Source organism: Spirillospora sp. NPDC048819, from assembly GCF_040650055.1.
Classification (GTDB): domain Bacteria; phylum Actinomycetota; class Actinomycetes; order Streptosporangiales; family Streptosporangiaceae; genus Spirillospora.
In genome coordinates this window covers 71,206-94,304 of sequence record NZ_JBEZGN010000015.1, presented here as the reverse complement: position 1 = coordinate 94,304, position 23,099 = coordinate 71,206, and the positions used below count along the sequence as shown (strand labels likewise).

General features: G+C 72.9%; 18 protein-coding genes, 1 other RNA gene and 1 pseudogene. 9 read left to right on the top strand and 11 right to left on the bottom strand.

Going from position 1 to position 23,099, the window contains the following annotated elements; translation table 11 throughout:
* Positions 1–83: 83 nt before the first annotated feature.
* The 5 genes from AB0C35_RS21225 to AB0C35_RS21205 are packed head-to-tail and all read right to left on the bottom strand — an operon-like array spanning position 84 to position 6,674.
* Positions 84–1,067 carry a dihydrodipicolinate synthase family protein gene (locus AB0C35_RS21225; protein WP_358458327.1) on the bottom strand — a complete coding sequence of 328 codons (984 nt, stop codon included), beginning with the start codon at positions 1,065–1,067 and terminating at the stop codon, positions 84–86.
* On the bottom strand, positions 1,064–2,080 hold the full coding sequence (locus tag AB0C35_RS21220; protein WP_358458325.1) for an ABC transporter ATP-binding protein: 1,017 nt from the start codon (positions 2,078–2,080) through the stop codon (positions 1,064–1,066). The genes AB0C35_RS21225 and AB0C35_RS21220 overlap by 4 nt, the downstream gene beginning before the upstream one ends.
* Positions 2,077–4,086, bottom strand: a complete 2,010-nt coding sequence (locus tag AB0C35_RS21215) for a dipeptide/oligopeptide/nickel ABC transporter permease/ATP-binding protein (protein WP_358458323.1) — start codon at positions 4,084–4,086, stop codon at positions 2,077–2,079. The genes AB0C35_RS21220 and AB0C35_RS21215 overlap by 4 nt, the downstream gene beginning before the upstream one ends.
* Positions 4,083–5,042, bottom strand: a complete 960-nt coding sequence (locus tag AB0C35_RS21210; RefSeq protein ID WP_358458321.1) for an ABC transporter permease — start codon at positions 5,040–5,042, stop codon at positions 4,083–4,085. The genes AB0C35_RS21215 and AB0C35_RS21210 overlap by 4 nt, the downstream gene beginning before the upstream one ends.
* A gap of 45 nt (positions 5,043–5,087) precedes the next feature.
* A complete protein-coding gene (locus tag AB0C35_RS21205) occupies positions 5,088–6,674 on the bottom strand; it encodes an ABC transporter substrate-binding protein (RefSeq protein WP_358458319.1) in 1,587 nt (528 codons plus the stop codon).
* A gap of 209 nt (positions 6,675–6,883) precedes the next feature.
* On the opposite strand from AB0C35_RS21205, the gene AB0C35_RS21200 reads away from it, so the two are divergent.
* Both AB0C35_RS21200 and AB0C35_RS21195 read left to right on the top strand, forming a co-directional pair.
* Positions 6,884–7,627, top strand: coding sequence for an FCD domain-containing protein (locus AB0C35_RS21200; RefSeq protein ID WP_358458317.1), 744 nt, complete (start codon positions 6,884–6,886; stop codon positions 7,625–7,627).
* A gap of 89 nt (positions 7,628–7,716) precedes the next feature.
* The gene (locus tag AB0C35_RS21195) at positions 7,717–9,405 is read left to right on the top strand and encodes a sialidase family protein (RefSeq protein ID WP_358458315.1); all 1,689 of its coding nucleotides are present in this window, start codon (positions 7,717–7,719) and stop codon (positions 9,403–9,405) included.
* A 7-nt stretch (positions 9,406–9,412) separates the two neighbouring features.
* On the opposite strand, the gene rnpB is transcribed toward AB0C35_RS21195, so the two are convergent.
* From rnpB to AB0C35_RS21170, 5 genes are all read right to left on the bottom strand, one after another.
* An RNA gene (gene rnpB / locus AB0C35_RS21190) (RNase P RNA component class A) lies at positions 9,413–9,809 on the bottom strand.
* Between the two features lie 43 nt (positions 9,810–9,852).
* Complete coding sequence (locus AB0C35_RS21185; protein WP_358458313.1) at positions 9,853–11,196, bottom strand: TrpB-like pyridoxal phosphate-dependent enzyme; 1,344 nt, start codon at positions 11,194–11,196, stop codon at positions 9,853–9,855.
* 73 nt (positions 11,197–11,269) lie between these two features.
* Positions 11,270–12,430, bottom strand: coding sequence for a bifunctional RNase H/acid phosphatase (locus tag AB0C35_RS21180; protein WP_358458311.1), 1,161 nt, complete (start codon positions 12,428–12,430; stop codon positions 11,270–11,272).
* Positions 12,427–13,170, bottom strand: coding sequence for a C4-type zinc ribbon domain-containing protein (locus AB0C35_RS21175; RefSeq protein WP_358458309.1), 744 nt, complete (start codon positions 13,168–13,170; stop codon positions 12,427–12,429). Before AB0C35_RS21175 ends, AB0C35_RS21180 begins: the two co-directional genes overlap by 4 nt.
* The gene (locus AB0C35_RS21170) at positions 13,167–13,988 is read right to left on the bottom strand and encodes a Nif3-like dinuclear metal center hexameric protein (protein WP_358458307.1); all 822 of its coding nucleotides are present in this window, start codon (positions 13,986–13,988) and stop codon (positions 13,167–13,169) included. The genes AB0C35_RS21175 and AB0C35_RS21170 overlap by 4 nt, the downstream gene beginning before the upstream one ends.
* Positions 13,989–14,114: 126 nt before the next feature.
* Between AB0C35_RS21170 and AB0C35_RS21165 the strand changes: the two genes are divergently transcribed.
* The 5 genes and pseudogenes from AB0C35_RS21165 to AB0C35_RS21145 all read left to right on the top strand — a co-directional run bounded on the left by AB0C35_RS21165 (position 14,115) and on the right by AB0C35_RS21145 (position 17,336).
* Positions 14,115–14,666 carry a pyridoxamine 5'-phosphate oxidase family protein gene (locus AB0C35_RS21165; protein WP_358458306.1) on the top strand — a complete coding sequence of 184 codons (552 nt, stop codon included), beginning with the start codon at positions 14,115–14,117 and terminating at the stop codon, positions 14,664–14,666.
* Between the two features lie 45 nt (positions 14,667–14,711).
* A complete protein-coding gene (locus AB0C35_RS21160) occupies positions 14,712–15,056 on the top strand; it encodes a DUF6191 domain-containing protein (RefSeq protein ID WP_358458305.1) in 345 nt (114 codons plus the stop codon).
* Positions 15,057–15,108: 52 nt separating this feature from the next.
* Positions 15,109–15,507 (top strand): hypothetical protein, encoded by a 399-nt coding sequence (locus AB0C35_RS21155; protein WP_358458304.1) that lies wholly within the window; start codon positions 15,109–15,111, stop codon positions 15,505–15,507.
* A 65-nt stretch (positions 15,508–15,572) separates the two neighbouring features.
* Positions 15,573–15,665 (top strand): annotated as a pseudogene (locus AB0C35_RS21150) (DUF2510 domain-containing protein); the annotation flags it as partial.
* Between the two features lie 906 nt (positions 15,666–16,571).
* On the top strand, positions 16,572–17,336 hold the full coding sequence (locus AB0C35_RS21145) for a M48 family metalloprotease (protein ID WP_358458459.1): 765 nt from the start codon (positions 16,572–16,574) through the stop codon (positions 17,334–17,336).
* 8 nt (positions 17,337–17,344) lie between these two features.
* Here AB0C35_RS21145 and AB0C35_RS21140 read toward each other — a convergent pair whose 3' ends face one another.
* Positions 17,345–19,456, bottom strand: a complete 2,112-nt coding sequence (locus AB0C35_RS21140; protein ID WP_358458302.1) for a hypothetical protein — start codon at positions 19,454–19,456, stop codon at positions 17,345–17,347.
* Between the two features lie 294 nt (positions 19,457–19,750).
* Here AB0C35_RS21140 and AB0C35_RS21135 point away from each other — a divergent pair, with 294 nt between their 5' ends.
* Both AB0C35_RS21135 and AB0C35_RS21130 read left to right on the top strand, forming a co-directional pair.
* The gene (locus AB0C35_RS21135; RefSeq protein ID WP_358458300.1) at positions 19,751–20,326 is read left to right on the top strand and encodes an exonuclease; all 576 of its coding nucleotides are present in this window, start codon (positions 19,751–19,753) and stop codon (positions 20,324–20,326) included.
* A 2-nt stretch (positions 20,327–20,328) separates the two neighbouring features.
* Positions 20,329–23,088 (top strand): ATP-binding protein, encoded by a 2,760-nt coding sequence (locus AB0C35_RS21130; RefSeq protein ID WP_358458298.1) that lies wholly within the window; start codon positions 20,329–20,331, stop codon positions 23,086–23,088.
* Positions 23,089–23,099 lie beyond the last annotated feature (11 nt).

Below are 23,099 nucleotides of genomic sequence, written 5' to 3'. Positions count from 1 at the left end.
CCCGGGCCCGGAGGTCTCGGCGCGGGGCGAGACATGCGGGCGCGTGCCGGACGGGCGGCCGCGGCCGGGCGTGCCGGGGGCGGTCACAGCAGTCCGGCGGCGGTGAGGAGCGCGCGGACACGGCCGGTCTCCGCCGCGTCGAGCTGAATCTGCGGCGGGGCCGTCACCGGGCAGTCGATGACGCCGAGCAGGTGCAGGGCCGTCTTGAACGAGCCGAGCGCGGACGAGCCGCGCCCCATCCGGCCGGCGGCGCCCGCGTTGACGATGTCGAACAGGCGCAGCAGCCGTTCCTGCTCGGCGCGGGCCTCCTCCCAGCGCCCGGCCAGGCAGTGCCGGTAGAGCCGGACGTAGCCGGCCGGGTCGACGTTGCCGAGGCCCGGGACGACGCCGTGCACGCCCATGGCGAACGCCGCGTCCACGGTCAGCTCGGAGCCGGTGAGGACGCTGAAGGCCGCCGCGCCGGCGTCCCGCAACGCGATCATCAGGGTGCGGAGACCGCCGTCGTCGCCGCTGGAGTCCTTCACGCCGGCCAGCACGCCCTCGCCCGCGAGCCGCAGCAGCATGTCGCCGTCCAGCTTGGAGTGCACCGACACCGGCAGGTCATAGGCGTAGACGGGCACCGGGACGGCGGCGGCGACCTGGCGCAGATGCCCCTCGATCTCCACCGGGTGGGTGCGGGTGTAGAACGGCGCGGTCGCCACGACACCGTCGCAGCCGACGTCGGCCGCGACCCGGGCGTGCTCGATCACCCGCAGCGTGGTCATGTCGATGGCCCCGCCGAGCACGGGCACCTCCCCCGCCACGTGCTTGACCACGGTCTCCAGGACGGTGCGCCGGTGCGCGTCCGGCAGGAACGCGACCTCGCTGGTCGAGCCGAGGACGAACAGCGCGTCCGCGCCGGCGCCGACGAGATGGTCGACGAGCCGTTCGAGGGACGGGACGTCCACCTGAAGGCCGGGGGTCAGCGGAGTGCAGACGGGCGGCACGACCCCGGTGAGCCGGCCGGACCCGCCCGGCGCGGCGGCAGGTCCGGAGGACATCACGGGGCCGGTGGGAGCGGGGGTCACGGAATCTCCTGGGAAACGGTGGAAAGAGCGAGATCGGACGGGTCGGTGACGGGATGCAGGCACCGGTACAGGTGCCCGGTGCCGGACGCCGGCGTGGCGTCGGGCATGGCGGCGGCGCATTCGGCGGTGGCGCGCCAGCAGCGGGTGCGGAACGGGCATCCGCTGGGCGGGTCGACGGCCGACGGGACGGGCCCGTCCAGCCGGATCGGTTCCATCGGGTCGAGCAGGCTGGGCGTCGCGGACAGCAGCGCCCGCGTGTAGGGGTGGCGCGTATCGCCGCGGGCCACCGCGGCGGCCGGGGCCTCCTCGACGATCCGGCCGAGATACATGGTGATCACCCGGTCGGACATGCGGCGGACCGTCTGGATGTCGTGCGAGACGAACACCATGGACAGCCCGAGCCGGTCCTTCAGGTCGAGCATCAGGTTGAGGATCTGCGCCCGGACCGACACGTCGAGGGCCGAGGTCGGCTCGTCCGCGACGAGCAGCGCCGGTTCCAGCGCCAGCGCGCGGGCGATCGCGACGCGCTGCCGCTGCCCGCCCGACAGCTGCCCGGGCAGCGCGGCGGCGAGCTGGGCCGGCAGCCCGACGAGCGTCATCAGTTCCCGGACCCGGTCGTCGCGCTCGGCCGGGGTGCCCCGGCGGTGCACGTCGAGGGGGTCGCGCAGGATGGCACGGACCGGCAGCCGCCGGTTGAGGGCGGTCGCGGGATCCTGGAAGACCATCCCGACGGACGCGCCGATCCGGACGGCCCGATCGCGGCGGCGGAGCGCGCCGAGATCACCGCCCTCGAACAGCACCGTGCCGGAGGTGGGCCGGGTCAGTCCGACGAGAACCTTCGCGAGCGTGGACTTGCCGCACCCGGACTCGCCGACGATCCCGACCGTCTCGCCGCGCCCGACGGCGAGGTCGGCGCCGGTCAGCGCGTGCACGGCGGCGCGGCGCAGCGGGTTCCCGGTGCGGACGGGCAGCCGGACGTGCACGTCGCGCAGTTCCATGACCGGGGTGTTCATCGTGATTCTCCCGCCTTCGCCGAAACGTGGCCGGACGGATCGGCGGATCCGCCGATCGGGTGATGGCAGGCGAACGCGTGCCGGTGCGGATCGCCGGTCGCCGCCGGGCGGGTCGCCGCGCACAGCCCGGTCGCGGCGGCGCAGCGGTCGGCGAACCGGCAGCCCGCCGGGAAGCGCGTCGGCGACGGCACCACGCCGGGGATCTGCTCGGGCCGGCCACCGGCCGCCTCCAGCGACAGGACGGCGCCGAGAAGCCCGCGCGCGTAGTGGTGCCGGGACGCGGCGACCAGATCGGAGGTGACGCCCGCCTCCGCGACCTGCCCGCCGTACATCACCACCACCCGGTCGGTGACGTCGGCGACCAGCGCGAGATCGTGCGAGACGAGGATCAGCGCGAAGCCGAGTTCGGCGCGGAGCCGGAGCAGCAGCCGCATGACCGCCGCCTGGACGGTGACGTCGAGGGCGGTGGTCGGCTCGTCCGCCACGACGAGCCGCGGGTCCCGAGACAGCGCCATCGCGATCAGCACCCGCTGCCGCTGCCCGCCCGACAGCTCGTGCGGGTAGCTGCGCAGCGTCCGGTCCGGGTCGAGGCCGACGAGGTCGAGCAGCTCCGCGGGGGTGCGGGTGCCGCCGCGCCGGGTGAGCTGGCGGAGCTGCGCGCGGATCGTCATCGCCGGGTTCAGCGACGACAGCGCGTCCTGGTAGATCATCGCCATCTCGTGGCCGAGCAGCCGGCGCCGCTCGCCGGCGGGCATGCCGTGCAGGTCGCGGCCGTCGAACAGCAGCCGGCCGCCGATCCGCGCGCCCCGCGGCTCAAGCCCCATGATCGCCAGGCTGGTGAGGCTCTTGCCGCAGCCGCTCTCACCGACCAGCCCGACCACCTCGCCGGGCCGCACGTCGATCGAGACCCCGTCGACCACGCTCAGGTCGCCGTAGCGGTCGGGGAATCCGATGGTGAGGTCCTCGACGCGGAGCAGCGGCTCGCCCTCGGGGAGCGGACGGGCCAGTTCCGCGAGCCGCAGGCCCGCCTCCCGCAGGTCGGCGTCGGCCCCCGTCGACGCGGAGGCCCCCGCCACCGGCCGGTCGCCGCCGGCATCGGTGCGGGCGGCGCCGACCGTGGGAACCATGTCGGCTTCGGCGGCTTCCGCCTCCGCTTCGGCTTCGGTGCGGGCCGCGGGCGCGGCCCAGGCGTCCGAGACGCCCTCGGACAGGACGTTCAGCACCAGCACCGTGACGAGGATGAACAGGCCGGGGAAGAACGTGGCCCACCAGCCGCCCGCCAGCACCAGCGACTTGCCGTAGGCGATGACGCTGCCCCAGGACGGGTCGGGGTCCTGGACGCCCGCGCCGATGAACGACAGGCTCGCCTCGAACACGATCGCGTTGGCGACGACGATCGTGCAGAAGACCAGGATCGGCGCCGCGCAGTTGACCACGACGTGGCGGCGCAGGATATGGCCGCGTCCGGCGCCGATGACGCGTTCCGCCGCGACGTAGTCCTCGCCGTACTGGGATAGCACGTTCGCCCGCACCACCCGGGCGATCTGCGGGGTGTACAGGAACGCGATCGTGCAGATCAGCACCGGCAGGCTCTTGCCGAACACGGTGACCAGCACCGCGGCCAGCGCGACCGCCGGGAACGCCATGATCACGTCGAGGCAGCGCATCACGATCTCGTCGACGACCCGGTGCGTGGTGGCGGCGACGGAGCCGAGCAGCGCCCCGGCCGCGAGGGCGAGCAGAGTCGCGCCGAGTCCGATGGCCAGGGACCAGCGCGCCCCGTACAGGACGCGGGCGAACACGTCCCGCCCGACCCGGTCGGTGCCGAACCAGTGCTCGCCGGACGGGGCCTGCCCGGCGGCCCCGGTGGTCAGCGGGTCGTGCTGGGCGATCAGCGGCGCGGCGAGCCCGGCCACGACGATCGCCAGCAGCACGCCGAGCGCGATCCTGGAGGCCGGCCCCAGCCGTCGCAGCGCACGCGTCGCCGGTCGCGGTGTCGCGTTCATCGGGTGGCTCCCCTCAACCGCGGGTTCGCGAACAGGTACAGCACGTCCACCAGCAGGTTGACCACCAGGAACGTCAGCGCGATGCCGATCACCACGCCCTGCACGAGGGCCGGGTCGCCCGCCGTGACGCCCTGCATGATCAGGGTGCCGAGGCCGGGCAGCCCGAAGATCGCCTCGACCACGACGGCGCCGCTCAGCAGGTAGCCGATCTGCAGGCCGAGGACGGTCAGCGGGGTGATCAGCGCGTTGCGCAGGACGTTGCGCCCGACCACCACCACGCGCGGCAGCCCGGCCCCGACGGCGGTGCGCACGTAGTCGCGGTCGAGTTCCTCGACCATCGCCGTGCGCACCACCCGGGCGAGCAGCGACCCCACCGGGAACGCGATCGCGATCGCGGGCAGGGTGAGGCTGCGCATCCAGCCGCCCACCGAGTCGGCCGGGTTGACGTACCCGCCGGCCGGGAACCAGCCGAGCCGTACCGCGAACTGCTGGATCAGCAGGATGCCGAGCCAGAACGAGGGCATCGCGACGCCCGCCATGGACAACACCCGGATGGCCTGGTCCGGCCACCGATCCCGGAACAGCGCCGCGGTGACTCCGAGGACCATCGCGAACAGCACGCCGCCCAGCACCGCCAGCACGGTGAGCTGGAGGGTGAGCGGGAACGCCGTCCCGATCGCGTCGGTGACCGACCGGCTCGGCGGCGCGGTCACCCCGAGGTCGCCGCGCGCCAGGTCACCGAGGAACCGGACGTAGCGGACGGGCAGCGGGTCGGTGAGACCGTGCTCGACCGCGTAGGCGTGCCGCGCCTCGGGTGTGGCGCCCTCGCCGAGCGCGTTGTAGGCGGGGTCGTTGGGTGAGAAGCGCAGCACGACGAAGACGAACAGCGTGATCCCCAGCACCATCGGTACGAGGGTCAGCAGCCGTCCCGCCGTCATGCGCAGGATCGTTGCCATGGAGGGTGTCCGTTCCGTCGTGGGTGCGGCGGCGGCCGGGCCGGGTCAGGCGCGGCCGACGTTCAGGAACGACAGTCCCGTGGTCGACATCGGCCGGAATCCGGGCAGTGCCTCGCGCTTCCATCCGGTGACGAGCTTGCGGTGGAAGATCGGGTACAGCGCGGCCTGCTCGGCGACGATGTCGATGGCCTGGCGCCACAGCTCCTGGCGCGCGGCGGCGTCGGTCTGGCGCGCCGCCTCGTCCAGCAGGCTGACGACCTTCTTCGCCTCGGCGGTGCCGGAGTTGTAGCTGCGGTTCTCCGGCCAGGTCCCGACGTAGAACCAGCGCATGAGCAGGTCGCAGTCGTTGCCGAACACCGACGGGTCGCCGGGGGCGGCCATGACCTGGTACTTGCCGGTGTCGATGCGGTTGGAGTACTGCCCGCCGGACTGGCCCACGTTGAGCGTGGTGGCGACCCCGATCGCGTCCCAGCTCTGCTTGATCAGCGGCGCGCAGTCCTTGACGAAGTCGGTGTCGGTGGTGACGAGTTCGACCTTGAGGCCGCTGACGCCCGCGTCCGACAGCAGCTTCTTGGCCTTGGCGGGGTCGTGGCCGTAGACGGTGGACGCCTTGACGTAGTCGGGGTGCCCCGCGGGCAGGAAGCTGGTCGCCGCGGCGGCGTTGCCCAGCATCGCCGTCTTGATGAGCTTTTCTGTGTCGAGCCCGTAGTGCAGGGCCTGCCGGACCCGCACGTCGTCGAACGGCTTCTCTTTGCAGTTGAACATGAGGAACAGCAGGCCGAAGCTCTGCACCGACTGGACCGCCGCATCCTTCGACAGCCCGGAGGCGTTCAGGTACGGGACGGCCTCGATCGCCTGGGCGCGGCCCGACTGGAGCGCGGTGACGCGGGTGGACGGCTCGGACAGCAGCAGCCACGTCATCTTGGCGACCTTCGCGGGCCGCGGGCCGTTGTAGGCGTCGGCCTTGGCGAACGTCAGCCCGTCGGTGGCGGACGCGGAGGCCAGCTTGAACGGGCCGGAGCCGACCGGCAGCGCGTCGAACTTCTTCTGGTCGGCCTCCACGGCCTTCTTCGGCACGACCTTCACGACCGACAGCCGCTCGGAGAACAGCGCGAACGGGTACTTGAGCTTGAACTCGACGGTGGCCGCGTCGACCTTCTTCACGCCGTCCAGGAACGGCAGGAACTGGATGAACAGCGACGCGTTCTCCGGGTCCAGGACGCGTTCGAAGCTGAAGACGACGTCGTCGGCGGTGACGGCGGAGCCGTCGTGGAACTCGGCGCCGTCGCGGAGCGTGACCCGGTAGGTGGTGTCGTCCACCTTGGCGGGGTCCTCCTTGGCGAGCGCGTTGTAGGGCTGCCGGGTGATGGGGTCGAGGTCGACCAGGGACTCCAGGACGTGGAGGTTGGCGGCAACGGCGACGGCGCTGGAGGCCGTCATCGGGTCGAAGCCGCCCGACAGGGCGTAGGCGAGCGCGGCCTGGATGGTGTCGGTGTCTCCGCCGGATCCGGTGGAGGAGGGGCCGCCGCACGCGGCCAGGCCGGCGGTGATCGTCGCGGCCGCGCCGAGCAGTCCGGTGTAGCGCAGGAAGTCGCGGCGATGCAGGCCGCGACCGGGCTGGAGATCGGTCACGTCGTCTCCTGAGGTGGGGAGGGATGGGGGTTGCAGGGTAGTGCGATGCAGGTCGGAGGGGAGGTAGGACATCCAACGTCGTTCGTCGGTGTACCGTAGGCGTCAGCATTCGGCGGGGTCAAGTGCCGGGCGGCGACGAAATCCGGCAGAACGAATCCGGCAGGGAGATCCGGCGGAGACGATCCGGCGGGGATGGGGAGCGTGAACCGATGACCGCAGCTCGGACGCGGGGACGTGCGTTGCGCGGCCGCAGCAGCCGGACCGAGGAGGTGCAGCAGCGGGTCAAGCAGCTGATCCTTGAGCGCGGCCTCGCGGTGGGCGACCCGATGCCCACCGAGTTCGAGCTGGTGGACGAGCTCGACGTCAGCCGCAACTCGCTGCGCGAGGCCCTCAAGGCCCTCCAGGCCGTCGGCATCGTAGAGATCCGGCATGGTTTCGGCATGTACGTCGGGACCATGTCGCTCAGCGCGCTGGTCGACGAGCTGACCTTCCACGCCCGCATGTCCAAGCGGCAGGGCCGCGACGACCTCGCGCACCTGGTGGACGTCCGCGAGGTCCTCGAACGCGGCCTCATCGACCAGGTCATCGACCGCGGCCTCGCCAACGGCGACACCGAGCTGGACGAGATCATGCGCCGGATGGACGCCGAGGCCGAGGCCGGTCTCGTCACCCCGGAGACCGACCGGATGTTCCACGAGCTGCTCTACAAGCCGCTCGCCAACCCGATCGTCAACCAGCTCCTCGGCGCGTTCTGGGACGTGTACCGGACGCTGCAGCACGACCTCGCGCCCGTCGAGCAGGAGGCCGCCGACGTCGCCCAGCGGCACCGCGACATCTACGAGGCGCTGCGCGCCGGCGACCGCGAGGCGGCCGCCACGGCGATGGCCGCGCACTTCCGCGGGATCCGCGTCCGCCTCGACGGGGCCCGCGACGGCGCCGGTCCCGGAATCTGACGGCAGGGGCTTGACGGCCCCCGCGACCGCGCCTAGCTTCATCCCACGACGGACATCCTACATCCTATGTCCGATCGAAAGGTGAGGCCATGCCCGCGTCCACCCCCGTCCGCGCCGCCACGGTCGCCGCGATCACCCTCCTCGCGTCGGTGACCGCCGTCCCGGCCCATGCCGCAGGCCAGTCCGCCGTCGTCACGACGGACTGCACGTCCAGCCGAATCCAAGAGACCGTGGTCAACCAGACCTCCTCCGCCACCACGTTCACCCTGACCTGGCCCGGCGTCGGCTCCTGGTCCGCCCGCGCCGCCGCCGGCGACAGCGCCCACTTCCACTTCACCAGACCGTCCGGCACCGCCTACACGTTCCGCACGACCACCCCGCAGGGCTTCGACCAGACCGACACCGGCACACTCAACTGCTCGAACGCGCTCAGCGCGCGCGCCACCATGGACTGCGGCAGCCCACACCGGCTACGCCTCATCCTGGACAACCGCTCCGACGCATCCCGTACGTTCACCGTCGCCTGGCCCGGACGCCGCGGCTCCCCCTGGACCGTCACCGTCCCCGCCCGCTCCGGCCACAACGGCTTCTACTGGACGGTCCCGGACGGCACCCCCTACACCTTCAACGTCTCATCGGGCTCCTGGAGCGACGCCCTCTCCGGCACGTCCGGCTGCGGACTGGACTCCGGCGAACCCGGCATGAACGCCCAGACCGTCCTGACCACGTCCACGGTCATCGACGGGCTCGGCAAGGCCGCCAGGTCCGTCCGCATCCCGGCCCTCGCCGCCACGAACAGCGGCACGGTCGTCGCCGTCATGGACGCCCGCGTGGACGGCGCCTACGACCTCGGCGGCGGCACCAACAACATCCAGATAGCGATGGCCCGCAGCACCGACGGCGGCGCCACGTTCTCCCACCCGAAGATCATCGCGAAGCCCTCGACGACCTCCCAGGGCTACGGCGACCCCAGCCTCCTCGTCGACCGCGAGACGGGCAAGATCTTCTGCTTCTTCACCTACTCCCCCAGGCCCGGCGTCGGCTACCACGGCTCCACCCCGGGCGACACGTCACCGACGGCACCGGACAACACCCACATCCGCTACGTCACCTCGACCGACGACGGCGCCACGTGGAGTTCACCGGTCGACCTCAACCCGCAGGTCCGCAAGCCCGCCTGGGCGGGCATGTTCGCCTCGTCCGGCCACGGCGTCCAGCTCGCCTCCGGCCGCCTCGTCCAGCCGATCGTCTACAAGGACGGAGGCGTTGACCACGCGTCCAACATCTACTCCGACGACCACGGCGCGACCTGGCACAACGGGACGTCCGCCGGGACCGGCGTCAACGAGAGCAAGGCCGTCCAGCGCTCCACCGGCCGGATCGCCCAGAACATGCGCTCCAACGGCGGCGGCGACCGCTGGTACGCCACCGCCCCCGACGTGACCGCCGCCTTCGGAACCGCCTGGAACAGCGGCCTCATCGACCCTCGCTGCAACGGCGACGAGATCTCCTACCTGCGCCCCACCCCAGGTACTCCGTCCCTGACGAACGTCGCCCTGCACAGCAACAACGCCGCGGACGACCGCACCGACCTCACCGTCCGCGTCAGCCGCGACGACGGCGCGAGCTGGCCCCGCGCGGCACTGATCAAACCCGGAACCGCCGGCTACTCCACCATGGCCGTCCTCGCCGACGGATCCGTCGGCGCCCTCTACGAGATCGGCTCGACGGGCGGCATCGTCTTCACCCGGTTCACCCTCCCCTGGCTCGAATCCTAGGAAGGGGCGGACGAGCCGGCCTGTAAGCCGGGTTCTGTGCCCGCCGCCCTGCGAGGGGCGGCGGGTGACGGCCATCCATCTCGGGCCGCCGTTGCCGGCGGCCTCCAGCGGTCTACCCGCAGGCTCGGGCGGGCCGCCCTCGGGCGCCTGCGCGGGGCCTCTTGCGGGGCCCCTTCTTGACCTTGCTCCGGGTGGGGTTTACCGAGCCGCCCACGTCACCGTGGGCGCTGGTGAGCTCTTACCTCACCGTTTCACCCTTACCACCGGCGGACCGGTGGCGGTCTGCTTTCTGTGGCACTGTCCCGCGGGTCACCCCGGGTCGGCGTTACCGACCACCCTGCCCTGTGGAGCCCGGACTTTCCTCGACGGGGATCGCTCCCCGACGCGGCCGTCCGGCCGACTCGTCCGCCGTACATAGACGATAGCGGGTCCCGTGTTGTTCCCGGCTCAGGGGAGCGTGGTCATGGCCTCGTCCAGGCGGGACTGGGGGAGGGTGTGGTCCTCCATCTGGCCGGAGAGGTAGCGGTCGTAGGCGGCCATGTCCAGGTGGCCGTGGCCGCAGAGGGCGGTGAGGATGACCTTGGGTTCGCCGGTCTCGGCGCAGCGGCGGGCCTCCGCGATGGCCGCGGCCAGAGCGTGGGTGGGTTCGGGGGCCGGGACGATGCCCTCGGTGCGGGCGAACAGGACGCCGGCCTCGAAGCACTCGCGCTGGGGTTTGGCCTCGGCTTCGAAGATGTCGAGGTCGTACATGTGGGACAGCAGCGGGGCCATGCCGTGGTAGCGGAGGCCGCCCGCGTGGATGGGGTCCGGGACGAAGTCGTGCCCGAGGGTGTGCATCTTGAGAAGCGGCGTGAAGCCGGCGGTGTCGCCGAAGTCGTAGGCGTAGTGGCCGCGGGTGAAGGACGGGCACGCTTCGGGTTCCACGGCCCGGATGGCCGGGTTCATGCGGCCCTGCAGCTTTTCGCGGAGGAACGGGAAGAACAGGCCGGCGAAGTTGGAGCCGCCGCCGGTGCAGCCGACGATCAGGTCGGGGACGTCTCCGGCGAGGGCGAGCTGTTCGAGGGCCTCTTCGCCGATCACCGTCTGGTGCATGAGGACGTGGTTCAGGACGCTCCCGAGGGCGTAGCGGGTGTCGTCCGGGCTCGCGGACTCGACGGCCTCGCTGATCGCCATGCCGAGGGAGCCGGGCGAGGCGGGGTCCTCCGCGAGGATCTTCGCGCCGGACGCGGTCAGCGGCGACGGGCTGGCGTGCACCCGCGCCCCGTACAGCTCCATCATCGAGCGGCGGTACGGCTTCTGGTCGTAGGAGGCGCGCACCATCCAGATCTCGCACTCCAGGGCGAACTGGGCGCACGCGAACGCGAGGGCGCTCCCCCACTGGCCGGCGCCCGTCTCCGTGGTCAGGCGGCGGACGCCCTGGCGCGCGTTGTAATACGCCTGCGGCACGGCCGTGTTCGGCTTGTGGGACCCGACGGGTGAGACGCCCTCGTACTTGACGTAGATGCGGGCGGGCGTGCCGAGGGCCCGTTCGAGGCGGTGCGCCCGGATGAGGGGCGTCGGACGCCAGAGCCGGTAGACCTCGCGGACCTCCTCGGGGATGTCGATGAAGCGGTCACCGGAGACCTCCTGGGCGATGAGGTCCATCGGGAACAGCGGCGCTAGGTCGTCCGGCCCGAGCGGCTCACGCGTCCCCGGGTGCAGGGGCGGGGGCGGCGGCGCGGGCAGGTCGGGGATGACGTTGTACCAGCGGCTCGGGAGCCTCGACTCGTCCAGCAGGATCTTCGTGGTCACGATCCCTCCCCAGGTCACGGTGCCTTGCGTGGAGGGTAGGCCGCCGCGGGCGGCTACGGAAGACCGGTTGCGGTCAGGCCGGAAGATGGTGGGTGTCGTTGAAGAAGCGCAGGGTCGCGGGGCCGTCGGCGTACCAGTCGATGGACGAGAGCGCCGACACGTTCAGGTGCATCCGGTAAACGGACGACATCGGTGCGCCGAGCGCGTCCCTGACCAGCAGCTTGATGGGCGTGACGTGCGAGACGACCAGCACCGTCTGCTCGCGGTGGCGGACCTTCAGCTTGTCCAGGGCCGTGCGGACGCGGCGGGAGACGTGGGCGAAGCTCTCCCCGCCCGGCGGCGCGGTCTCGGGGTCGGCCAGCCACGCCTTGAGTTCGGCGGGCCAGCCCTTGCCCGCCTCCGCGAACGTGAGCCCCTCCCAATCGCCGAAGTCGGTCTCGCGGAAGCCGTCCTCGACGCGGACGTCCAGCCCGGTCACGGCGGCGACCTCGGCGGCCGTGTCGCGGCAGCGCGCGAGCGGCGAGGTGACGATCGCGTCGAGCCCGCGGTCCTTGAGGGCGAGGGCCGCGGCGCGGGCCTGGGCGAGGCCGTTCGCGGTGAGGGGGACGTCGCCCGTCCCGGCGAAGCGCTTCTCGGCCGACAGCGGCGTCTCACCGTGCCGCAGCAGGACCGTGGTCAACGGGGTGGACGACGGGGGCACCCAGCCGGACGGCGGCGGCTCCGGCTCCCCCGGCGTCTCCTCCACCTTGCGGACCCAGTGCTCGCCGCGGGCGGCGGCGTCCATGGCCTCGTTGGCGAGCCGGTCGGCGTGCGCGTTGCGGTTGCGCGGAATCCAGCCGTAGGAGACCGGGCCCAGATCCTCCGCCAGCTCCCGGGCCCGCAGCGCCAGCGGGATCATGTCCGGATGCTTGATCTTCCAGCGTCCGGACATCTGCTCCACGACGAGCTTGGAGTCCATCCGGACCTCGACGCGGGCGGACGGGTCGATCTCGGACGCGGCGGTCAGCCCGGCGATCAGGCCCCGGTACTCCGCCACATTGTTGGTGGCGTGCCCGATCGACTCGGCGACCTCCGCGAGAACCTCCCCGGTCAGCGCGTCGCGAACGAGGGCCCCGTACCCGGCCGGGCCGGGGTTGCCGCGCGACCCCCCGTCCGCCTCGACGACCAGCTTCCGGCCCGCGCCCGCGCCCCTGTGAGGGGACGACCCCCCACGCCCCGCGGCAACCGCGTTCACAGGCCCGACTCGGGGGTGCGGATCAGGATCCGCCGGCATTCCTCGCAGCGGATGACCTCGTCCTCGGCGGCGGCCCGGATCGTGTTCAGGTCGACGGTGTTGAGCGCCAGATGGCAGCCCTGGCAGGCGCCGCGGAACAGCTTGGCCGCGCCGACGCCGCCGAACTGGCCGCGCAGCTTCTCGTAGAGGGCGAGCAGCTCGTCCGGGACGTCCTTGGCGACGGCCGTGCGCGCGGCGCTCGTCGTCCCCGACTCCTCGTCGATCTCCTTGCGGGCGGCGTCGCGGCGCTCGGCGAGCGCGGTCAGCTCGTCCTGCGCGGCGGACTTGTCGGCGCGCAGCGCGGCGACCCTGCCCTCCGCCTCCTCAGAACGCTCCATGATCTCCAGCACGACCTCCTCCAGGTCGGACTGGCGGCGCTGCAGCGACTCGATCTCCGCCTGCAGGCTGCTGAGGTCCTTGGCGGACGTCACCTGCCCGGAGTCGAGCCGCTTCTGGTCGCGGTCGGCGCGGGTGCGGACCTGGTCGACGTCCTGCTCGGCCTTCTTCTGCTCCCGCTGCAGGTCGCCGACCTCGGTCTCGGCCGACACGATCGCGTCGCGCAGCTCGGTCAGGCGTCCCTCCAGCCGCTCGATCTCCGCCAGCTCGGGAAGGGTGCGGCGGCGGTGGGCCAGCCGGTCCAGCGAGGCGTCGAGCTCCTGCAGGTCGAGCAGGCGAAGCTGGGCTTGCGGTGCGGCTTTCAAAGTGCTCCTTCGTCGTGGAGGCGCCACGCGTCGGTGACGAGCGTGGACACCCGGGTCTCCAACTTGCCCGCTTCCGGTGCGGCCGCCGCCAGACGCCGCTCGGCGTCGGCGAGCCACGGCCACTCGGTCGCCCAGTGCGCGGCGTCCACCAGGGCGGGCCCGCCCTGCTCGACGAACTCCGACGCCGGGTGATGCCGCAGGTCGGCGGTGAGGTAGACGTCGACACCGGCGGCGCGCGCGGTGTCGAGCAGGGAGTCGCCGGCGCCCCCGCACACGGCGACGGTGCGGACGGTGCGGTCCGGGTCGCCCGCCGCCCGCACTCCCCAGGCGGTGGACGGCAGCCCGGCGGCCACCCGTCCGGTGAACTCCCGCAGCGTGACCGGCCCGTCAAGCTCCCCGATCCGGCCCAGGCCGCGGCGCGAGTCGTCGTCGGCGGGGACCATCGGACGCAGCTCACCGGTGACGCCGACCGCCCGCGCGAGCGCGTCCGAGACGCCGGGATCGGCCCGGTCCGCATTGGTGTGCGCGGTGTGCAGCGCCACCCCATTGGTGATCATCCGGTGGAGGAGCCGCCCCTTCGGCGTGGTCGCGGCGACCGAGTGCACCCCGCGCAGCAGCAGCGGATGGTGCGTGACCACCAGGTCGGCGTGCCACTCCAGCGCCTCGTCGATCACGGCGGCCACCGGGTCGACCGCGAACAGCACCCGGCCGACCTCCTGATCCGGGTCGCCGCAGACGAGGCCGACGGCGTCCCAGGACTCCGCCCACGCGGGCGGATAGAGCTCCTCCAGAGCCGTGATGACATGGGATAGACGCACGTCCCGCAGGCTACCGCGCCGAGCCGCTCCCAACGAGCCACCGAGCGTCACCACGAGGCACCGGTGTCTGAAACGATGGGCCGGGGGACAGCAGACGAGGGACGACCCGACCGAGGGGAGAAAGCCATGTCGGCTTCCGGCGCCGCCGCGGAACCGGAGCCCACCGAGCCCACGGCAGCCAACGCGCCCACCGCCGGACGTCCGTACATGCCCGGCTACGGCATCGCGGGACCGGATGAGGGAAGCGGCCTGCTTCCGTGGTCCTGGGCCGAGGAACGGCTGAAGGCCGCGCGCAACTTCTGGCTGTGCACGGTCCGGCCGGACGGACGCCCCCACGCCATGCCGGTGTGGGGAGCCTGGTCCGGTGAGGCGCTGTTGTTCAGCAGCGCCGTTCCGTCCCGCAAGATGGTGAACCTGCGGGCGAACCCGCGGGTGGTGGTGACCACCGAGGAGGCGGAGAACCCGGTCGTCGTCGAGGGGATCGCGGAGGTCCTGACCGAGCAAAAGGACCTCCAACGGTTCATCGACCTGGTCAACTCCAAGTACGCCACCCGATATCGTGTTGACTTCCTGGACCCCGAGGTGAACGCGACCGTCGCGGTGCGGCCACAGACGGCGTTCGGGCTCCGCCAGGGAGACTTCACCGGTTCTCCCACCCGGTGGTCGTTCGGGACCTGAATGTCCGCCGGGATCAATCTGGACACTCATCGCGTTGGAGAGTGTGTGAAGTCACCTTTTCGCCGCCGCAAGCGCGTCAAGGGCCGCGCCATGGGCAACCGCCCCGAGCCGGCCGAGCAGGAGATCGTCGAATGGCCCCGCGACGGGACCGGCAGGTCGTCCCTGATGGGCGCGATTCGCGGCGACGGCGAGACCGGCGCCGGATTCGGCGGCGGCATGTTCGAGGACCTCGCCTCCGCGTTCGAGGGCTCCAAGAAGGTCAAGGTCGAGGAGCAGGAGCGGCAGCAGATCATGCGCCAGGACGACCACGAGCAGACCGGCTCGGGCTCCTCCCGCGACGACCTGGACTCCGGCAGGATCCGCATCCGCCGCACCCCGCCCGTGGAGTAATCGTGTCCGATTTGTATCGAACATAGGTTCGAAGGCGGGTTATCCTGACCGCGTGAGCACCTACGTTCCGCCCGGCTGGCCCTCGCAGGTGCACCCACCGGGCACCGAGCGCTTCGAGGACACCGCCATGGCCTGGCTGCTCGAGCTGGTCCCGCCCGAGTACCGGCGCTACGGCGTCCTGCGCCGCTACCCCATCGCCCTGGCCCGCATGGCCCGCCAGCACGTCGCCGCGTCCGTCGAGGCGGCCCGCGAGGGCTTCCGCACCGCCCGCGTCGATCTCGGGGACGCCGTCCCGCCGCACGGCGTGGAGGCCGTCCTGGAGACCTACCGCCGCGAAGGCGCCCGCCTGGTCGCCATCCTGGAGGGCATCGAGCTCGTCGAGACCGCCCTGCACGGCCTCGCCGACCCCGACGACCCCGCCCACCGCCGCCCCTTCACCCCCAAGCTGTGACCATTCCGTTGACGCTGAGTCGCGACGTGCGCAAGCCTTGAGCTGATCCTGACGGGAGGGTTCCGGTGAGCGCACCACCTGGGTGGTACCCAGATCCAGAGTGGATGGGCCGCGAACGCTACTGGGACGGACAAACCTGGACGGACCAGTCGCGCCCGTTCGCAACCCGCTCCCGAACCCGCCGCCGCCCCGGCGGCCCACCCCGACCGTCCCCACCCGCGCCAAGCCCCTCCCCTCCCCCAGCCGCGCCGCCCACCACCCCGGCGCCCCAAGACCCCGGACCGCAGGCACCGCCGCTCCAGCCCACGCCCGCTCCGCCTCCACCGCCCAGCTCACCGGAGCCGCAGCGGCCGCCGCCACCGCAGGCGCCACCCGAACCCGCGCCACCCCGGCCGCCGCCGCTCATCGGATCGACGCGCCCAACGCCGCCCCACGAGACGCCCCAGCCGCCAAAGTCGACACCGCAAGCACCGTCGATCCACGCCGCACCTCATCCGGCCCCACCACCCGAGGCCCCCGCCCCCGAGGCTCCAGCACCGCAAGAGCCAACGCCCCAGCCGCCGCCGCTCCGGCCGGCACCTACCCCGGCCCCGCCGCCCACGAGGCCGGAGGCACTGGCGGACCCAGAATCCTCGCCGAGTCAACCATCGCCGCCCCGGCCGTCGCCCTCGCTCGGCGGCCGGGCGCGGCCCGCGTCACCGGGCACGTCACCGCAGGCGCCGCCGCTCCGGCCCGCACCTTCCCCCGCCCCGCCGCCCATGACGCCGGAGGCACAGGCGGACCCCGAATCCTCACCGGGTCAGCCATCGGGCCGGTCGTCGCCCTCACTCGGCGCCTGGGCGCGACCCGCGTCGCCGCAGGCGCCGCCCGTCGCCGGGCCGGGGGCGGCGTCGCAGGCCACGGCGGTCAGCGGTCCGACGGGGCAGGTCCCGGTCCCCGTGGCTCAGGGGGGCCGGGCACTCCAGGTTCCGCCGGACGGTCCGGGTGAGGTGGGGCGGTTTCTGCCTCCGGGGCGGTCGCCTGAGGTGCGGTCGGGCGGGGCGGGGGGCCGGGTCGGGCTGGTCGTGGCGGCTGAGGCCGTCCTCGTGGCGGCGGCCGCGGCCGGGCTGCACATGGTCTGGCCCGTGTGGGGTGCGGTCACGGTGGTCGCCGTGTGGGCGGTTCTGCTGGCCGCGCCTCTGGCCGCTCCACGTGCCTACGGGTATCGCGATCCGGTGGACGCCGAGCGCGGCCGGCTGGAGCAGTCGTGGCGCAACGTGCAGCGGCGCGCGGGGGCCGAGGCGTATCGGCTGGTCGTCGTCGAGTCGGACGAGTTGAACGCGTGCGCGCCGTTCGGGCGGACCGTCGCCGTCACGTCCCATTCGGCGCGTTCACTGCCGCCCTGGCGGCTGGAGGCCGTGCTCGCCCATGAGCTGGGGCATCTGCTGGGTTGGCGGGCGGTGCCGGCGTTCGTCCACGCGCAGGTCACGTTGCCGAGCCGCGCGTTGTGGCGGGTGCTGCGCTGGTCGTGGTCCCCGATCGGCCCGATGTGGAAGCGGGCCGTCGCCTGGCACCGGCCGATCGGTTTCGTGGCGGTGTTCCTCCTGGCCGTCCTGGCCGCGGTGGTCACGGTGGTGGTGGCGTTGCCCGCGGCGGTCGCCTTCGCCGTGGCGTGGGCCGCGCGCCTGCCGGGCGGGCGCGGTGAGGCCCGGGCGGACGCGGCGGCCGTGCGGCTGGGGTTCGGCGCCGAACTTGTCGCGGCCGTGGAGCATCGCATCGAGAACGAGCCGCACGGGCTGCCGCTGCCGCTCGTCCGGCGGGCTCAGGGGTTGCGGCGGCGGCTCGGCTGAGCCGGGGGTCAGCCCTTGCCGCCGAAGAGCGGTGGCGGTCCCGGCCGGGGGTCGTCGGGTGGGCGCGGGCCGGTCCGCCGGCCGGGCGGCGGACCCGGGTCGGACGCCAGGGGCGCCCGCGGCGGAGGCGGCGCGGGCGGCGCGGCCCATGAGGGTGGCTGCTGCGTCAGCGGGCCGTGCGAGGCCGGGGCCGGGCCGGGGACGGCCTGCCGGGGCGGGGGCGGGTCCGGGAGGGGGCCGGTGGTCACGCGGTCCAGGGTGATGATCGCGGGGTCGCATTCGACGGGGGTGACGGTGCGGCCGCCGCCGGGGGCCGACACGACCACCAGCAGGGCGTGGTCCGGGAGGTGCTGGAGGGAGACCGGCTCGACGGCGTACTCGTACACGCGCTGGGTGGTGTCGGCGTCGCTCCAGTTGGTGCCCTCGGCGTAGGAGTAGGCGGCCGACCAGTTCCGGGACGTCGACGTGGCGATCCCCTCGGTGTCGCTGGTGCTGGTGCCGCCGCCCCGGTTGCGCCCGCGCTGGTAGGAGGTGGAGCGGTCGGGGAACAGCCCGAACATCTCGCCGCCCGAGTAGCTGGTGCCCGACGAGCGGCTCGTCCCCCAGTTGCGGGACGTGCCCGTCGTGTGGCTCGTGCTGCGGGTGTCGGAGTCGCCCTCGCCGCGGGTGTCGGTGGAGGTGTGGGACTCGTTCCCGCCGACGTTCTTGGTGATCTGCGACAGGACGAAGCGGTGGTCACGTCCGATGAAGTCGGCGGCCCGGGTGGCGTCCTCGTGGTTGCCGAGCCGCATGAACGCGACGGCGCCGCCGCCGATCATCTCCGCGGACGTCTCCCGCAGCCGCCGGAACAGCAGGGTCAGCGGGACTCCGCGCCGCTCGCACGCGTCCGACAGCCGTTCCAGGTGGCGGCGGGCCAGTTCGTCGGCGCCGGCGACGACCACGGCGGGCGTCGAGTCGTAGGACGCGGTGATGCGGTGCGTGACCCACTGGACGACCAGGTCGGTGAGCAGTTCGGAGCGGACGTTGCGGGCCTGGCTGTCCAGCGCGATGCACGTCAGGTAGCCGACGCCGTCCTTGGACGGCTCGGTCCCGAGGTTCTCCAGCGGGTGCACGTAGGACTCGATCCGCGACAGGCCGGCGTGGGCCTGGCGGCGGTATTCGACGGTGAACAGGTCGCTCGCGATGTGCCGCCGCTCTTCGCGGGTCAGCAGGTCCCCGTCGTCGGGTTCGCCCATCAGGGCGCGGAGGGCCGCGCCGATCCGGCCGAGGGTGATGGTGTCGCCGAGGGCTTCGCAAACCTTGGTCAGGATGCGGTCGTCCATGCTGCGTTCCGCGCGCGCGGCGTCGGGGGTGCCTCCGTGCATGGATTCGACGATCGCGTCCACGAGGTCTTGCGGCGACATGTCGTTGAGGATGGTGGACGAGGCCTGGCGGCTGGGCAGCAGTTGCACGTCCACCCCCATCCAGGCGGCCTGGGACAGTTCGACCAGTTCACGGCTGACGACCTCGCGGGACAGGTCGAGCACCAGCAACGGCTGTACGGCGAGGGTGGACGTCCCGTAGGTCGTGAGCAGCGCCTCCCACGCCCACAGCGTCCCGCCGAACACGTCGAGGCGGCGACCGGGCCGCGGGGCCGCGCCCCATTCGGGCAGGCCGTCGAGCCGCGCGCGCTCTGCGGCGTCGTGGGCGTGCTTGCGCGACTGCCATTGCCGCGCCTGGTCCTGGTAGCCGTTCGCGATCTGCTGCTGGGCCAGTTCGTGCGCCTGGCGGGCGTGCTGCCGCTGCCGGACGGCCCACCATGTCAGCGCCGTGCCAGGCCCCGCGGCGATGACCGCGAGGAGCAGCGACCCGATCGGGACGGTGGCGTCCCCCGCGGAGCCGCCGGCGGAGCAGGCGGCGAACAGCAGCAGGAGGGCGCCGATGCCGCCGCTCACCGGGAACGTCCGGCTCAACCGGCGTTGAGCGAGCCGCTCGGTCTCGGCGACCCGGCGGGCCAGGTAGTCCGGCAGCGTCTGCTGCCGCGGGGGCGGCTCGGGGAACGGCCGCAGGAACCACCAGCGGTCCCGGAACACCCAGCCGAGGCGGGGTTCGGGGCTGAAGAGCCGTTCACGGCGCGACATCAGTCCCTCATGATCGACCCGTCCGCCCATCACGACGGTGAACCCCCGTTCCGCTCGGGTGCCGACTCGATCGTCACGCCCTGCGGGGAATGCGCGGCGATGCGCAAACAACCCAAGCAGATTGACAGGGAACTTGTCAGGCCCTCTGCCCCGAATCGGCCTTCCCAATGGCGGGCTTGCTCAATAGCCTGACTGCCCGTGATGGTGGAGCGGGACGGGGCCGTGGAGCGCGACGGGCCGTGGAGTGGCGCGGCCGTCCGTCGACGGGCGCCGGGCCGGGGAGGAACGGCGGAGATGGCGCGAATCGAGTCCTATGTCTCGGTCGACGTCGAGGCGGACGGGCCGATTCCCGGGCCGTACTCGATGCTCAGCTTCGGGATGGCCGTGTGCGGGACGTTCGACGGGACGCGGTTCACGGCGCCCGACCCGTCCGAGAAGACCTTCTACGCGGAGCTGAAGCCGATCAGCGATGACTTCGACCCGAAGGCGCTGGAGGTGAGCGGGCTGGACCGCGGGCGGCTCGTCCGGGAGGGCCGCGATCCGGCGGAGGCGATGGACGCGGCGGCGGCGTGGGTCAAGACCGCGTCGGACGGTGCGCTGCCGGTCCTGGTGGCGTACCCGCTCGCCTATGACTGGATGTGGCTGTACTGGTACTGGATGCGGTTCACGTCGCGCTCGCCGTTCGGGCATTCACGTCATCTGGACATCAAGAGCCTCTACGCGGCGAAGGCGGGGGCGATGGTCGCCCAATCCACGAAGCGGCAGATGCCCGCCGCGCTGCTGTCCGGCCGCCCGCACACCCACAACGCGCTGGACGACGCCCTTGAGCAGGCCGAACTGTTCCAGAACCTGTTCCGCTGGGACGCCTGATCATGTGGGACGCGGTGCGCGGCCTGCCGGTGTGCCGGCTGCTTGAGGTTCCGCGGCGGGACGCGGCGGACGGGCGGGACGAGTGGCGCGACCAGCGGCTCGCCGCGCTCGTGTCGGCGTACCACGCGGGCGGGGAGCCGGTGCTGATCGGGTGGCGGCGCGCGCTGGCGTCCGGTCCGACGGAGGTGTTCGTCGGCGGGGAGGGGCTCCTCGCCGACCGTGACGGCGCGTCGGCGACGCTCAGCCTCCCGGCGGGCGGACGCGGCGTCATGCTCCCGCACGGGATCGCGGAGGACTCGATGGCCCACTGGGTCGGCATCGGCGCCATCGCCGACGGCCTCCTGGTGGACGGCCCGCTCGCGAACGACGGGGCGCCCGACGAGCCCGCGAGGCCGTCCCTGGAGGACGGTCTGCTGTCGGTCTGGATGCAGCCGTTCGCCTGGATGCTGGTCGCCGAGCCCGTGACGGGTCCGGAGACCGAGCGGCTGGCCGACGACCTGGCCGACCGGCAGCAGCGCGCCCAGTCGATGGCGGAGCTGTCGCCCGAGGACTCCGTCGCCGCCGTCCGGATGGAGCGGCGGCACCGCGAGCTGCGCCAGGCGGCCACATCCGGCCTGTGGCGGGTGCACCTGATGGCGGGGGCGGCGACGCCGCGGGCCGCAGCGCGGGTGGCGGCGCTGGTGTGCGCGTCGGCCGACCTGAGCCGGCTGCCGTACGCGCTGGTCCCCGGGGCGGACGGGCCGTTCGAGGCGAGCACGCAGCTGGTGGCGGCGCTGGCCCGCCCGCCCGTCCGGGAGGTCGCGGGCGTCCGGTTCGCAATGCGGCCCGAGTTCGACGTGACGCCCGAGTTCGACGTCGTGGCCGGCGCGTCCGGCCCGGCGGCCGGCGTGCCGCTGGGACGGGTCCTGGACCGCAACCGCCGCGAGGTCGGGCCGCTGTCGCTGCCGCTGTCCAGCCTGAACCGGCACACGTTCGTGTGCGGCGCGACCGGCGCCGGCAAGTCGCAGACCGTCCGTTCGCTGCTCACCGCCGCCTCGCACGCCGGGCTGCCGTGGCTGGTCGTCGAGCCGGCCAAGGCGGAGTACCGGCTGATGGCGGCGCGCCTCCCGGACGCGGAGGTCGTCGCGATCCGCCCCGGCGACGCGGACGCGATCGCCGCCGGGATCAATCCCCTCGAACCCGCCACCGGTCCCGACGGGCGGCCGTTCCCGCTGCAGACCCACGCCGACCTCCTCCGCGCGCTGTTCCTCGCCGCGTTCGACGCCGACGAACCGTTCCCGCAGGTGCTCTCCGCCGCGCTGACCCGGTGCTACGAGCGGCTCGGCTGGGACCTGGCGCTCGGCGAGCCGTCCATCCCCGGGTCGTCCCCCCGCTACCCGACCCTCGCGGACCTGCAGGCCACCGCCGAGCAGGTCGTCACCGACATCGGCTACGGCCAGGAGATCACCGACAACGTCCGCGGGTTCATCCGCGTCCGGCTGTCCAGCCTCCGGCTCGGCACCACCGGGCGGTTCTTCGAGGGCGGCCACCCGATCGACTTCGACGCGCTGCTCGCCCGCAACGTCGTCCTGGAGATCGAGGACGTCGGCGACGACCGCGACAAGGCGTTCCTGATGGGCACCGTGCTGGTGCGGCTGGTCGAGCACCTGCGGATGCGGCAGCGCCAGGGAGGTCCGGCGGGGCTGCGGCATCTGAGCGTGTTCGAGGAGGCGCACCGGCTGCTGCGGCGCAGCGAGGAGGCCGGGCCCGCGTCCCACGCCGTGGAGACGTTCGCGAGCCTCCTGGCGGAGATCCGCGCGTACGGCGAGGGGCTGATCGTGGCGGAGCAGATCCCGTCCAAGCTCGTCCCGGACGTGATCAAGAACACCGCGGTCAAGATCGTCCACCGGCTGCCGGCGAAGGACGACCGGGACGCGGTCGGCGCCACGATGAACATCACCGACGACCAGTCGCAGTACCTGGTCACCCTGACGCCCGGCGAGGGCGCCGTGTTCACCGACGGCATGGACTACCCGCACCTCGTCCGCATGCCGGACGGCTCCCATCTGGAGAAGGCCGCGCCGGTCGCGTCCCCCCGCGTCCTGGTGAGGCCCCGGAGCGGCACCTGCGGGGCGGACTGCCGCGACTCCCCCTGCACCCTCCGCGACATGCGCACCGCGCAGCGCGCGTTGGACGAGCGTCCCGAACTCGTCCTGTGGGCGGAGCTGGCCGCGGCCGCGCACCTGACCGGGTGGGGTACTCCCAGACCACCCCTGTCCGTGCTGGACGGCCTGCCCGCGCGACTCCGCGACTGCTCTATCTCCCACGCCGTCGACGCCGCCGTCGCGGCCCGCAGCGCCCCCACCGGACTGGCCGGGCATCTCACGGGCGCTTTTCACGGCCTCCCTTGTACGGCGAACGAGTCCGAATACTTCGCCACGCCCTACCGCTGGTGCCTCGTCCTGGAAGAACTCCAGGAAGCGCATCAGGCCTCCCCCGACGCGGGCAGGCACACCCGGACCGACGAATGGACGTCCCTCTATGGACGCGTGATTCCCGGCGGCACTCTCGCCGAGCAACTCGGTCACGTCAACGCCTGGTGGGGCCGCGACCAACGCGACCTGGACGCCCGCACGCACGCCATCTGGGGCGCCACGCCGGCGATCGAAACCGCAGTGGGCGCTCTCCGCACCGACTCCGACTGGCCCGACCGCCTCCGCGAATCCACACACGATCTTCACATCTCGGACGGCCTGCTCGACTGCTACATCAACGGCGGCTAATGCACTATGGA

Excerpts from the sequence above, each read along its gene's own strand:
- AB0C35_RS21130 (WP_358458298.1), top strand. The coding sequence starts at position 20,329 with ATGTGGGACGCGGTGCGCGGCCTGCCGGTGTGCCGGCTGCTTGAGGTT.
- AB0C35_RS21165 (WP_358458306.1), top strand. The coding sequence starts at position 14,115 with ATGTCGGCTTCCGGCGCCGCCGCGGAACCGGAGCCCACCGAGCCCACG.
- AB0C35_RS21195 (WP_358458315.1), top strand. The coding sequence starts at position 7,717 with ATGCCCGCGTCCACCCCCGTCCGCGCCGCCACGGTCGCCGCGATCACC.
- AB0C35_RS21200 (WP_358458317.1), top strand. The coding sequence starts at position 6,884 with ATGACCGCAGCTCGGACGCGGGGACGTGCGTTGCGCGGCCGCAGCAGC.
- AB0C35_RS21210 (WP_358458321.1), bottom strand. The coding sequence starts at position 5,042 with ATGGCAACGATCCTGCGCATGACGGCGGGACGGCTGCTGACCCTCGTA.
- AB0C35_RS21215 (WP_358458323.1), bottom strand. The coding sequence starts at position 4,086 with ATGAACGCGACACCGCGACCGGCGACGCGTGCGCTGCGACGGCTGGGG.
- AB0C35_RS21220 (WP_358458325.1), bottom strand. The coding sequence starts at position 2,080 with ATGAACACCCCGGTCATGGAACTGCGCGACGTGCACGTCCGGCTGCCC.
- AB0C35_RS21140 (WP_358458302.1), bottom strand. The coding sequence starts at position 19,456 with ATGTCGCGCCGTGAACGGCTCTTCAGCCCCGAACCCCGCCTCGGCTGG.
- AB0C35_RS21135 (WP_358458300.1), top strand. The coding sequence starts at position 19,751 with ATGGCGCGAATCGAGTCCTATGTCTCGGTCGACGTCGAGGCGGACGGG.